Source organism: Pseudomonas sp. UBA4194 (assembly GCF_002379585.1).
Classification (GTDB): Bacteria; Pseudomonadota; Gammaproteobacteria; order Pseudomonadales; family Pseudomonadaceae; genus Aquipseudomonas.
Genome location: NZ_DFUE01000028.1, coordinates 41,309 through 54,390 on the forward strand (window position 1 = coordinate 41,309; position 13,082 = coordinate 54,390).

Here is a 13,082-nt window from a genome sequence, read left to right on the forward strand (position 1 = left end):
CTCAGCGAACCGGCCCCCAAAAGCTTAGCCGCCACAGTCTAGACGGCCAATGTGTAAAACCTATGGCCGTCACCGGCAAAAGCTATGGCTCAACGATAGCCCTCGGCCTGCAGGCTGAACAACTCGGCATACCGTCCCCCGGCAGCCATCAGCGTGGCGTGATCGCCCCGCTCCAGCACTCTACCCTGCTCCAGCACCACAATATGATCGGCGTTGCGCACGCTGGAAAAGCGGTGCGAGATGAGCAGCGTCATGCGGCCCTTGGCGTATTCGCGAAAATGCTCGAACACCGCCGCTTCGGCGCCGGCATCCAGCGCTGCCGTAGGTTCGTCGAGGATCAGGATATCGGCGTCGCGGCGCATGTAGGCGCGCGACAGCGCCAGCTTCTGCCACTGCCCGCCGGACAGTTCCTGGCCGCCGGCAAACCAGCGTCCGAGCTGCGTGGCATAGCCCTGCTCCATACGCTCGATGAACGGCGCGGCCATGCCCTGATCGGCTGCTTCGCGCCAGCGTTGCCCATCGTCGAAGGCGCGAATGTCACCCACACCCAGGTTCTCGCCGACACTGAACTGATAGCGGATGAAATCCTGGAAGATCACCCCGATACGCTGGCGCAGCGCGTCTTCCTGCCAGTCCTGCAGGTCACTGCCGTCCAGCAGGATGCGGCCCTCGTCAGGTCGGTAAAGGCGGGTCAGCAGCTTGATCAGGGTGGTCTTGCCCGAACCGTTCTCGCCCACCAGTGCCAGGCTGCGTCCAGGGGTCAGGTGCAGGTCGATGCCCTGAAGCGTTGCAGCAGCAGCGCCCGGATAGCGAAAGCCCAGGTTCTCGCAGCGCAGCCCGTCGCCAGGCTTGATCCCCTCGGTCAGCTCACCGGGACTGAGTTGCACTGGATACGCCAGGTAATCGTACAGGTCGGCCAGGTACAAGCCATCTTCATACAGCCCGCCGATGGCGGTCAGGCTGCTGCTCACCGCCGCCTGACCTTGCTTGAACAACACCAGGTACATGGTCATCTGCCCCAGGGTGATGGCGCCGTTGATGGTGTCGATAACGATCCAGCCATAGGCCAGGTAAAACGCCGCGGTGCCCAGCAGGCCCAGTAGAAAGCCCCAACCGTCGCGACGCAAGGTGAGCTTGCGGTCTTCGGCATAGAGCTTGGCAAAGGTGTCGCGGTAGCGCTGCAGCAGCAACGGCGCGAAGCCAAACAGCTTGACCTCCTTGATGTAGCCCTCGTGCGAGAGCAGCGTCTCGATGTAGTTCTGTCGACGCGTTTCCGGCGCCCGGCGGCTGAACAGGCGGAAGGCATTGCCGGAAAAATGCGCCTCGGCGAAGAACACCGGCAACGCGCCGATCACCAGAATCACCAGCGCCCAGGGCGAGAAGTGCACCAGCAGCACGCCGAAGCTGACCAGGGAAATCAGGTTCTGCACCAGGCCCAGGGATTTGCTCACCAATGCCAGCGGCCGGGTGGAAGCCTCGCGGCGTACGCGCACCAGCTTGTCGTAGAACTCCGAGTCCTCGAATTGCATCAATGTCAGGGTCTGAGCTTTTTCCAGGATCAGGGTGTTGACCTTCTGCCCCAGCTGTACGCGCAGCAACGCCTGTTGCACCGACAGTGCCCGCTGCGCTGCGGCCAGCAATGCCAGCACCCCGGCTTCCATCAGCACATAGCGCAGCACCGGCCACAGCGGGGCGACGCCACTTTCACTGTGCACCCGCATGGCCGCTACCACCGCATCGACGATGCGCTGGCCCAGCCAGGCGGCCAACGCCGGCAGGATGCCTGCGGCCAGGGTCGCCAGTACCAATCCCAGCAACAGCCCCGGTGACGTTGACCAAACCAGCTGCACGGCGCGCCGGCCCTGACTGATGAAAACCTTGAAACGGCTGAGCGCACCCATCGACAAAAGCATTCCTTGAACAAGAAAAATGGCCGCAGCCATGACACAATTCCGCATCGGACCCAAAGTCGACAGCCGCGGTTCGGACTTATTCCAGACACCCATGGTCATTTAACGGATGAATGCATTCAAATCTATCGCCCTACCCGTCTGGTTGCGCCGCTTCTTGCGCCCTCTGCTCGACCCCTACCGCCGCTATCGCCACGCGCGCCTGATCCACGCCGCACGCATCGTCGCGGCGCTGCTGGTATCGATCATGCTTACTACCGGCCTGAACCTGCCCCATGGCGAGTGGGCCTCGGTCACCCTGCTGATCGTCATCGGCGGCCTGCAGCACCACGGTAACATCGGCAAGAAATCCGTGGAGCGTGCCTACGGGACGTTGATTGGCGCCGCCCTGGGCCTGGCGGTGGTGGCCCAGGAAAACTACTTCGAAGTGCCGGTGGCAACCTACCTGCTGATGTCGGTGGCCTGCGGCTTCTTTGCCTACCACGCCATCGGCAAGGGCGGCTACACCGCCCTGCTCTCGGCCATTACCCTGTTCATCGTTGCCGGGCATGGCGACAACCCGATCACCGATGGCCTGTGGCGCACCGTCGACATCCTCATCGGCATCGTCCTGGCGCTGGCCTTTTCCTTCGCCCTGCCGCTGTACGCGGTGTACTCCTGGCGTTACAACCTGGCCACCGGCCTGCGCAACTGCGCCACCATTCATGCCCGCATCATCAGCGGCCAACCGGTGACCGCCGACGAGCACCTGAAGCTGATGTCCAAACTCAACGCCAACATGGTGCAACTGCGCTCACTGATGCCTTCGGTGTCCAAGGAAGTGAAGATTTCCATGACCGAGCTCGATGCCATTCAGGGGCATTACCGGATGTGCCTCAGCACCCTGGAAATTCTCGCCAACCTGCGCCCCAGCGGCACCGATCAGAACGCCATGGCCCAATTGCAGGCCTGCCTGAGCGGTGAGCATCGGCAGATCCGCCGGCAACTGGTGGGCATGGCCCGGGCCCTGCGCGATGGCGCCACCGACCGCCTGGAGCGCAAGCCCCAGACGCCCGATGAAGAGGTCCATGGGGTGATTCCCGGAGAGCTGGTGGGGTATCGGTTGTTGACCCTGCAACTGGTGAACAATCTGGATGGGTTGCAGGGATTGCTGGCGAAGACGGCTGGGCGGTGGAAGATTTGATCTTGGATTTGTGGTGGATGGTCCCCTCACCCCAGCACCAAAACCTCACAACCTCACAAATTGAACTCCCCCTCCCACCCCACCTCGATATGACAATGCCCCCAAGGCCACCACCCCCCGTCCCCGAGGTCCAGATGAACATCGACAAGCTCAACAGCCACATCAAGAACGGCGAGATCCAGGAACTCAACCTGATGTCCATGGAAGGCGGCTCCTACGTCCTGCACGCCCTGGTCGACGGCGCCTCGGTGCCGGTGGCCGACAGCCATGGCGCGACCCTGCACGTGGCCTCGGTAGAGGAAGCGCGCAAGGTACTCTCAGGCGTCAGCGACGTGCGCCTGTACCTGGTGCAAGGCAGCGCCCATGACGAGATGATCGGCCACGCCGAAGACGGCACCGTTGCCCCACGGGAAGAGATCCCCCTGCGCTCGAGCCTCTAGTTGCTCAGAACCCGAACAGCGCCTGGGCCCCCTGACACAGGATGGTCTGGCGCTGCGCTTGCCCCGGCACCATCTCCTTGAACAGTGCAAACTGGCCCGCGTAATCCACTTCGGCTTCATGCTGGGTGTGGGGCCAGTCACTGCCCCACACCAGGCGCTCGCAACCGAAGTGCTCGATCAGCATCGGCATCGCAGCGCGGGCAAAGCTCAGGTTCTCCGCATGGGTACCGCCCAGCCGATACACGCCGGACGTCTTTACCCAGACATTCCCTGAATCGCCCAGCCGGAGCATCTCCTGAAACGTGGAGTGCTGCGCGCCGAAGCTGGCCCGGGGTCGACCGAAGTGGTCGATCACCACCTTGCAGCCATACACCGCCAGCTTGCTCACCAGGCACGGGATGTCTTCGATAGGCCGGTGCAGTTCGACATGCCAGCCCAATTCGGCTACCTGTTCCAGCAGCGGTCGCCACGCAGGACTGGTCAGGTCAGGCAAAGCTTGGCCCATCAGGTTCAGGCGAATGCCGACCACGCCCAGGCCGGCCATACGCTGCAACTGCGCGGCACTGATCGTGGGGTCCACCACGGCTACACCGCGCAAACGCTGAGGGGCGGTTTGCAGCGCATGCAACAGGTGGCGGTTGTCGGTACCGAGGAAACTCGGTTGCACCAGCACGCCATGGCTCAGGCCACAGCGATCCAGATGCACCAGCCACTGCGCCAGGGTGGCGTCGTAGTCAGGGCTGTAGCGACGCTCGGCGACCATCGCCAGGGATCGATCGAAAACGTGAGCGTGGGCGTCGACGCCGAGCATCGGCGCACGGGGTGTTGCGGACATGGCACAGATCTTCATTGCAGGGGCGCACGCAGCGCCCGGGTAAAGGAATCAGGCTCGCGAAGCGCCGGCGGGCGTGGCGGCCTGTGTGGCAGGTTGGTCGCTGTCGAGATTGCGACCGCGGGTTTCCGGCAATGCCAGGGCAGCGATTACCGCAACGCCATAGGCAATACCGGCATCGATGCCGATGGCCGAACCCAGCGACATGGATTCGCTCATGTGGCCGACCATGAACGGGAACACCGCGGACAGCACACGACCGAAGTTGTAGCAGAAGCCCACGCCCGCACCGCGAACGTCGGCCGGGTACAGCTCGTTGAAGAACGAGCCCAGGCTGGCTGGAATACCCGCGGCGAAGAACCCCAGGGGAAAGCCCAGGAACAGCATCTGGCTGTTGGTCAGCGGCAGGAACAGGTAAGCCTGGACTGTCAGGGTGCAGCACAACGCGAACAGGATGATGTTCTTGCGCCGGCCCAGGCGGTCAACCAGGAACCCGCTGGCCACGCAGCCGCAGAAGAATGCAACGATGATCACCGCCAGATAGCCCCCCGAACTGAGCACCGACAGCTGACGTTCGGTCTTGAGGAAGGTGGGCAACCAGGTCATCACCGCGTGATAACCCCCATGGGCGCCGAGGCCCAGCAACCCGCCGAGCAGCGTCACGCGCAGCAACTGCGGACGGAAGATTCCGGCCATCGAAGCGGCGAAGCTCTTGGGCGGGGTCTTGGCTTTCTGCTGACGCTGAAACGCGTCGGGTTCTTCGACATGGCGGCGCACCCAGACGATCAACAGTGCCGGCAGCAAGCCCACCAGAAACATCACCCGCCACGCAATATCCTCAGGTACGAAGGTGTAGATCAAGGTAAACACGCCCACGGCGGCACCCCAACCCACTGCCCAGGCGCTCTGCACCGTGCCCATGACCTTGCCGCGGTATTTGGCTTGGATGGTTTCGGCCATCAGCACCGCGCCTGCTGCCCACTCACCACCGATGCCGAAGCCTTGCAGCGCCTTGACCACCAGCAATTGTTCGTAGCCGGTAACGAATGCCGACAGGAAGGTGAAGAACGAGAACCACAGGATCATCCATTGCAGCGTGCGCACCCGCCCGTAGCGGTCGGACAGGGTACCGCCGAGCCAGCCACCGAGGGCCGATGTCACCAGGGTCACACCACTGATGGCGCCAGCTTCACCCTTGGTCAGGGCAAACGCCGCGATCAAAGCCGGAATGGCCAGGCCGAACATCTGCACTTCCAGCGCGTCCAGGGCCCAGCCGCCGAAACAGGCCCAGAAAGTTTTGCGCTCGCGCGCGGTGACGTCTCGATACCACTTGAACATGAGGGGGTTGTCCTTATTGGTTGTGTTGTTTTTCAAGGTCGCGGATGCGGGCCTGGCGGCGGCAGATAGAGCCGCTGGCCCGTCTAGCGAATCTCCACGCTGTAGCGAAAGTGGCTGGCACGGCCGCGGGAGCGGCGCCATTCCAGGGGTTGGCCGGCGTAGTCCCGGGCCAGACGCTCGATGACCACCACGGGGCTGCCTTCGGCGATGCGCAGTAACCGGCCGTGAACGTCGCTCACCGGTTCGGCGGTGAGGGTTTCGTCGGCCGAGGCCACCACTTGCCCGCACAATTGCTCATAGATGGGGTACAGCAGAGGGCCCTGTTCGTTGAGGTCGATATCCAGGATCGCCTCGAAGGGTTCGCGCGGCAGCCAGATTTCTTCAACCAGTACCGGCTCGCTTTCCAGCAGACGCAGGCGCAGCAAACGAATCACGTCCGCCTCAGGCCTGAGCCGCAAGGACTCGCTGACGGCGGAAGGCGCACTCATCGGCTCCACCACCAGCACCCGGCTCTCGGGCACCTGGCGCTCACCCGAAAGGCTCTGGAAGCGGAAAAAGCGAAACAGTGATGAATCGAACTGCGGGCGGCGGATGAAGGTGCCGCGACCTTGCTGGCGCTCCAGAATGTGCTCGCTCACCAGCATGTCGATCGCTTTGCGCACGGTGCCTACCGACAAGCCATATTCGCTGGCCAAGGTGGCCTCGGTAGGGATGGCTTCACCGGCACGCCAGCGATTGGCGGCAATTTGCTGGGCGAGCTGGTCGCGCAGACGTTGATACAAGGGCAGACGAACATCGCTGAGGAGGCTGTTCATGGTCATGGCTCGATGTTGTAGTTATGTAGTCATATATATGAATCTCTGCAAAGTATTGTTACGTTTCCCGCCGCCGTCAACCGTAGCAGCGGCGTAAGCCGCGTCCGCTTCCCCTCCCTTTACTGGAAAATCTGTATTTCACTGCGGATTAATGGGGGGAAACTGGACGCGGCTTACGCCGCTGCTACGGGATGCGCAATAATTCACCCTTCGGGGGGTTGGTGAAGGTGTATTCCGCAAACACATCCTGCAACATCTGCCTAGAATGGCTGACTACAAAAACTCTGGATAACAAGCATGTCTGCCTTCAGTGCTACATCCACCGCCGGTGCGGTGGTGGACACCCGGCGCGCCGCCCTCGTCAGCGCCCGTATCGATCGCCTGCCAGCCGTGGCCACTCTATGGAAGCTGGTAGCGCTGCTATCCATCGGCGGTTTCTTCGAACTGTACGACCTGTTCCAGACCGCCTACATCAGCCCCGGTCTGATCAAGGACGGCATTTTCGCTACGGGGGCTCAAGGCGTGTTCGGCGTGTCAGACCAGGCCGCTTTCGCTTCGGCAACCTTTCTAGGTCTGTTTTTCGGTGCCAGCCTGCTTAGCCCGATCGCCGACCGTCTGGGTAGACGCACCATCTTCACCTTCGCCTTGATCTGGTACACCGCCGCCACCGTACTGATGGGCCTGCAGGACAGCGCCCTGGGGCTGATCCTGTGCCGCTTTCTGGTAGGCATCGGTCTGGGTATCGAGCTGGTCACCATCGACACCTACCTGTCGGAACTGGTGCCCAAGCGCATGCGCAGCTCGGCATTCGCCTTCGCCTTCTTCGTACAGTTTCTGTCGGTGCCCGCGGTCGCGCTGATGTCCTGGTGGCTGGTACCACAGGCGCCGTTCGGTGTGTCCGGCTGGCGTTGGGTGGTGTTGGCCAGCGCGGTGTTTGCGCTGTTCATCTGGTGGCTGCGGTCGCGACTGCCCGAATCGCCTCGCTGGCTGGCCCAACACGGCCGCCTGGATGAAGCCGAAGCGATCCTGGACGACATCGAAGCGCGCTGCGTCAAGGACCACGGCCAAGCGCTGGACACCCCTCAGCTCGAAGACGTACCGGTACAAGCCAATGGCCGCTTTGCCGACATCTGGCAGCCGCCCTATCGCCGCCGCGCAGTGATGCTCATCGTCTTCAACATCTTCCAGGCCATCGGCTTCTTCGGCTTCGGCAACTGGCTGCCCGCCCTGATCAATGGCCAGGGCGTCAGCGTCACCCACAGCCTGGCGTATGCCTTCGTCATCACTCTGGCCTACCCGCTGGGCCCGTTGCTGTTCGTGCGCTTCGCCAACCGCGTGGAGAACAAATGGGGCATCGTTGGCTCGGCCTTGGGCACCATGACCTTCGGCACCTTGTTCGCCTTCCAGACCTCGGCCCTGGGGCTGATTCTTTGCGGCGCCATGATCACGTTCTGCAACGCTTGGCTGACCTTCAGCTATCACTCCTACCAGAGCGAAATGTTCCCCACCCACATCCGCGCCCGCGCGGTGGGCTTTTGCTATTCGTTCAGCCGCCTGTCCACGGTGTTCAGCAGCCTGATCATCGGCTTCCTGCTGGAGCAGGCCGGCACGCCAGGGGTGCTGGCGTTCATCGTCAGCAGCATGTTGATCGTGATGATCACCATCGGCGTGTTCGGGCCACGGACGCGGAACCTGGCGTTGGAGAATATTGCGCACTGAGAATGGGATGAGATGGTTGGTAAAGGGTCCTCTCACCGTAGTGAGGGGACCTTGCTCCAGCTGTTCTTGTGTTCACCCTTCCAGCGGACGGCAAGCCTTCATTCCGGGAGACCTGCTTCCCGCCAGCTCTGCTCCAACCATTGCACCAGTACCTCTACCCTTCTCGGCACATAGCGGCCCTTGAGCCGGAGCAGGTGAACGGGCATCGGCGCTATACGCCAGCCAACCAGCAACTCTTCCAGGCTACCCGAGGCAATCGCGTCTTCGAATAGCCAGCTAGGACCGGCATGCAGACCTGCTCCGTCGAGTACCGCAGCGTGAATGGCGCCCACATTGTTCAAGAAGAACGCACCGTTGAGCTCTACCTTCGCTTCAGTTCCGTTGCGATGCAACCTGAGTAGCGTGCTCTTGCGATCCCGCGCCAGTGAATAGAGGATCGCCCGATGGGAAGGCAAATCGGCAGGTGTCTGTGGCCGACCATATTTAGCCAGGTATCCAGGGCTGGCGCATAGCAGATGAGGCATGCTGCCGATTCGCCGTGCGATGAGGTCGCAAGAGGGAACTTCGCCGATTCTGAGCGCTAGATCCAGTCCTTCGGCCATCAAATCCAAACGACTATCAGCCAGGACCAGGTCGAATCGGACGCCTGGGTGGGCGCGCTGGAACGCGGTAAGCCACTGGGTAACAAAGCGCTCACCGAAGTTGACCGGCGCAGTGACTCTGATCGGCCCTAGGACCTGGGGTGCTTGGCCGTCGAGGTCAGCCAGTATCCCCTCCATTTCATCGATGAGTGGGCGCATTTGTTCATACGCCCGTGCACCTGCGTCGGTGAGAGTGACGCGTCGGGTGGAGCGGTTCAGCAACTGAACGTTCAATCGCTGCTCAAGACCCGTCAGCCGTCGACTGACAGATGATGGCTCGAGATTCAAATCATCTGCAGCCTTGGTCAGGCTGCCTCGCTCGACAATCCGAAAGAACAGACGCCAAAGATCGATTTCGTTATTCATGCGCATAACGCAATTAGCTTATGGATTCTGAGCCATGTCAATGCGGTAAACACCTGAATAGTCTGGGTATGTCTTTTACTCCCGCTGGATCTCTCATGCTTACCGTTGTCCCTCTACCGTCCGAGCGCCGTTGGCTGGTACTGCTCTCAGTGTGCGTCGCGGGGCTCATACTGCCCTTGGAATACACAGGACCCGCGATGGCGCTGATCGCGATCCAAGCGGAGTTGGGCGGAACGCCCGTAGCACTTGCTTGGGTCGTTAACGCGTTTGCATTGGGCTTCGGGTGTCTGGTGATGGCCGCCGGATCGCTGGCAGATCAGTGGGGACGCAAGAAAGTATTCTGCGCAGGCCTTGCGGCTTTTGTGTTCCTGTCGGCCTCAGCAAGCATGGCAGACGGCGTCGTGCTACTCGACGTTCTCCGAGGCGCTCAAGGTATTGCGGCGGCCTTGACGATGGCTGGCGGGTCGGCATCACTGGCGCAGGAATTTCATGGCCACGAGCGCACCAAGGCCTACAGCCTACTGGGGACCGCATTTGGGCTGGGCCTAGCCTCTGGCCCGGTGTTGGCAGGGCTAATGGTTGACACGCTAGGGTGGCGGTCGATCTTTTGGTTGGGTAGCGTTTTCGGCACGTTGGCGCTGCTCATTGCCTTACCCACGATGCGTGACACCCGGGACCCCGATGCCGCGCTACTGGACCTGCGGGGCTTGATCACCTTCACGGTCAGCCTGTTGCTGTTCACTACTGCAATCATGCGGCTGACCGGGAGCGAGGTTTCTGAGCTGGAAACCTGCAGCACTCTGATACTGGCAATGGCGGTTTTCGTTCTGTTCATAGGCCTTGAACGGAACCACCAGAGGCCAATGCTCGATCTTTCGCTGTTTGGCGATTGGCGTTTCGTCGGTGTCCAGCTCCTGCCCATTGCAACAGCAGTGTGCTTCATCGTCCTCTTGATAGTCTTGCCGATTCGGCTGATAGCCGCACAGAACATGCCCGCGATTGAGGCTGGGACGCTGATGATAGCGCTGTGCGGCCCGATGATGATCATCCCTTACGGAGCGTCAGTGCTTTCCAGACATGCTCCGGCGACCCTTATCTGTTGCGTGGGCTTGCTAATCGCCGCGGCCGCCCTCGCCTGGCTGGCCACGGTGCCAACCGAAGCGTCGTGGTATCGATTTGCGGCTCCCATGGTAGTCATCGGAATAGGTGCCGGGCTTCCATGGGGGCTCATGGATGACCTTTCCATAAGCGTTGTGCCGCTCGAACGCTCAGGAATGGCAACTGGAATATTCACGACTATGCGCGCGTGCGGCGAGGCGATCTGTGTTGCTGGAGCGCTTGCGATTTTCTCCACCATCATTGGCCTGGAGCTGAGCGCGGATGGGTTTAGCAAAACTTCGTCCACCCTACCCGCTCAGATGGCCATGGGAAAATTGAATGATGCCCAAGACGCGGAAATCTTTTCCCGTGCATTCAGCACACTTCTATATGTACTCAGCGCGACCACATTTGTGCTTGGAGTTATTTGCGTAGCCGCATTCGCCTATACAGACAAGGCGAACCGTGAACCAGAATAAATCACTTCAGCGAACGCGAGAGGGAGCCGTACGGCGATATTGCGGATGAACGCGACCTGCTTTTAGCCCCCTCTCCCCAGGGAGAGGGCTGGGGTGAGGAGACCATTCACCGAGAATCTCCAGCCCTCCCACCCTCCCCACCACCCGCTGAGCCGAACTATCACGTGTGCACCCCGCGGATGTGCCATGCTGCCTTGCCCCCCTGGGTAACGGATAACCGCAATGAACGCGTTTCTGAATACCCCCTTCGGCCCGGCCGTGCGCAATTCTCCCTGGCACTCCACCGCCCCCGTACGTGAAGAGCTGTTCGGCATCGAGCGTCTTGAACAGCACGCTCAGAGCCTTGCCACGGCCCAGACCATAAGCAGCAGGCCTCCGCGAGTCAGCTCTCTGCACAAGCGACTCAAGGATAATGCCAGCGTACTCAGGCTGGCTTACAACGAAGCAGCCGAGGCTGCGGCCTCGGAGGTGGGGGTGGTGCCTGCGGCGCAGTGGCTGCTGGACAACTATCATCTGGTCGAACAACAGGTGCGCGAAGTCCGTGAGGACCTGCCCCCTGGTTACTACCGCCAGTTGCCCAAACTGGCCACTGGCCCTTTCGCCGGCTATCCGCGGGTGTTTGGTCTGGCCTGGGCGTTCGTGGCCCACACCGACAGCTATTTCGACCCGCAGACGCTGCGCCGCTTCATCGACGCCTACCAGAAGGTCCAGCCGCTGACCATCGGTGAGCTCTGGGCAGTGGCGATCACCTTGCGCATCGTGCTGATCGAGAACCTGCGCCGTCTGGCCGACCAGATCAGCGTGGCGCGACTGGCCCGCGCGGACGCCGAGCGACTTGCCGAGCGTTTGTTCAGTGTCGGTTGTGGACGCACTGCGCTGGACAGCGACATCCTGAGCCGCGACACCGCGCCGCTGTCCGAGCTGTTCGCCGCCCACCTGGCCAAGCGTTTGCGCGACAAGGACCCAAGCACCACCCCGGCGCTGGCCTGGCTGATCCAGCGATTGGCGCAACAGCACAGCACCATCGAGCTGGCGGTCAGCCATGCCCAGCAGCGCCAAGGCGCTTCCAACTTGAGCATGCGCAACATCATCAACAGCATGCGCAGCATTTCCGCCATCGACTGGGCACAGCTGTTCGAAGATGTCAGCCTGGTGGATGCCTGCCTGCGCGCGGCCAGCCCGTTCGCCAGCATGGATTTCGCTACGCGTAACCTGTACCGCAGCGCCGTCGAACAGCTGGCCCGGGGGGCGCCGCGTTCAGAGCTGGAAATCGTCGAGCAGGCCTTGTTGCTGGGGAGCGCAGCCGCCGACGCGCGCAGCGCGGACCCAGGCTACCTGCTGATTGCCGAAGGTCGGCCGGCGTTGGAAAAGGCCATCGGCTTTCGCCCCTCTTCGGGCTTGCGCTTGCTGCGCTGGCACCGCGCGCTGGGCGTCGGCGGCTACGTGGGTATTCTGTTGGTCCTGACCCTGACACTGGTAGGCATTACGCTGGCGGCACTGGCGGGCGCCCCGCTGATATTGCTGGTGATACTGGGCCTGCTGGGCTTGCTGCCGGCTTCCGAGCTGGCCGGCAGCCTGCTCAACCGGGCCGTCGCCCGCTCGTTTGGTGCCGTGACGCTGCCGGGGCTGGAAATGCTCGACGGCGTGCCCACGCAGTGGCGCAGCCTTGTCGTGGTCCCCACCTTGCTGGGCAGCGAAGCACAACTGCTGGGCGAGATCGAGCAACTGGAAGTCCATTATCTGTCCGGCACCGGGGGCGACTTGTGTTTTGCGCTGCTGGTGGACGGCGCCGACGCCGCCGAACAAGTCATGCCCGGCGACGCAGCGTTGCTGTTGGCCGGACGCGCTGCCCTGGCGAGCCTTAACCAGCGCTACCCGGCCACCCCTGCTGGGCCGCGCTTCCTGCTGCTGTACCGTGAGCGCCGCTATAACCGGGCGCAGCGTTGCTGGATGGGCTGGGAGCGCAAGCGCGGCAAGCTGCATGAACTCAATCAATTGCTGCGCGGTGCCACCGATACCAGTTTTGGCGATCCTTCCCAGGTGCCTGCCGACGTCCGTTTCGTGATTACTTTGGACGCCGACACCCGCCTGCCCAGAGACGCCGCCCAGCGCTTGGTCGGCAAGCTCGCGCATCCACTCAACCGGCCACGGATGAGCACGGACGGGCGCCGCGTGGTCACCGGCTACGGCATCCTGCAACCGCGGGTCCCCCCTTCGCTGCCGCTGGATGGCCAAGGCTCACTGTACCAACGGCTGTGCTC

General features: G+C 62.2%; 9 protein-coding genes and 1 pseudogene. 5 read left to right on the forward strand and 5 right to left on the reverse strand.

Going from position 1 to position 13,082, the window contains the following annotated elements; translation table 11 throughout:
* Nucleotides 1–89: 89 nt before the first annotated feature.
* The gene (locus tag B3397_RS08085; RefSeq protein ID WP_296248870.1) at nucleotides 90–1,901 is read right to left on the reverse strand and encodes an ABC transporter ATP-binding protein; all 1,812 of its coding nucleotides are present in this window, start codon (nucleotides 1,899–1,901) and stop codon (nucleotides 90–92) included.
* 118 nt (nucleotides 1,902–2,019) lie between these two features.
* On the opposite strand from B3397_RS08085, the gene B3397_RS08090 reads away from it, so the two are divergent.
* A complete protein-coding gene (locus B3397_RS08090) occupies nucleotides 2,020–3,093 on the forward strand; it encodes an FUSC family protein (protein WP_296248872.1) in 1,074 nt (357 codons plus the stop codon).
* Between the two features lie 134 nt (nucleotides 3,094–3,227).
* On the forward strand, nucleotides 3,228–3,533 hold the full coding sequence (locus B3397_RS08095; RefSeq protein WP_296248873.1) for a DUF6482 family protein: 306 nt from the start codon (nucleotides 3,228–3,230) through the stop codon (nucleotides 3,531–3,533).
* A gap of 4 nt (nucleotides 3,534–3,537) precedes the next feature.
* Here B3397_RS08095 and B3397_RS08100 read toward each other — a convergent pair whose 3' ends face one another.
* The 3 genes from B3397_RS08100 to B3397_RS08110 form a co-directional block, all read right to left on the reverse strand.
* On the reverse strand, nucleotides 3,538–4,368 hold the full coding sequence (locus B3397_RS08100) for an amidohydrolase family protein (RefSeq protein ID WP_296248875.1): 831 nt from the start codon (nucleotides 4,366–4,368) through the stop codon (nucleotides 3,538–3,540).
* A gap of 48 nt (nucleotides 4,369–4,416) precedes the next feature.
* A complete protein-coding gene (locus tag B3397_RS08105) occupies nucleotides 4,417–5,703 on the reverse strand; it encodes an MFS transporter (RefSeq protein WP_296248877.1) in 1,287 nt (428 codons plus the stop codon).
* A gap of 83 nt (nucleotides 5,704–5,786) precedes the next feature.
* Entirely contained in the window at nucleotides 5,787–6,518 is a 732-nt protein-coding gene (locus B3397_RS08110) for a GntR family transcriptional regulator (protein WP_296248879.1), read from the reverse strand.
* A gap of 297 nt (nucleotides 6,519–6,815) precedes the next feature.
* Between B3397_RS08110 and B3397_RS08115 the strand changes: the two genes are divergently transcribed.
* On the forward strand, nucleotides 6,816–8,237 hold the full coding sequence (locus B3397_RS08115; RefSeq protein ID WP_296248881.1) for an MFS transporter: 1,422 nt from the start codon (nucleotides 6,816–6,818) through the stop codon (nucleotides 8,235–8,237).
* A 98-nt stretch (nucleotides 8,238–8,335) separates the two neighbouring features.
* Here the strand turns inward: B3397_RS08115 and B3397_RS08120 are convergent, their stop codons facing one another.
* Nucleotides 8,336–9,244: a LysR family transcriptional regulator gene (locus B3397_RS08120; RefSeq protein WP_296248882.1), complete on the reverse strand. Its 909-nt coding sequence runs from the start codon at nucleotides 9,242–9,244 to the stop codon at nucleotides 8,336–8,338.
* A gap of 95 nt (nucleotides 9,245–9,339) precedes the next feature.
* Between B3397_RS08120 and B3397_RS08125 the strand changes: the two genes are divergently transcribed.
* Both B3397_RS08125 and B3397_RS08130 read left to right on the forward strand, forming a co-directional pair.
* Nucleotides 9,340–10,821: an MFS transporter gene (locus B3397_RS08125; protein WP_296248884.1), complete on the forward strand. Its 1,482-nt coding sequence runs from the start codon at nucleotides 9,340–9,342 to the stop codon at nucleotides 10,819–10,821.
* A 222-nt stretch (nucleotides 10,822–11,043) separates the two neighbouring features.
* Nucleotides 11,044–13,082, forward strand: a pseudogene (locus B3397_RS08130) (glycosyl transferase); the annotation flags it as partial.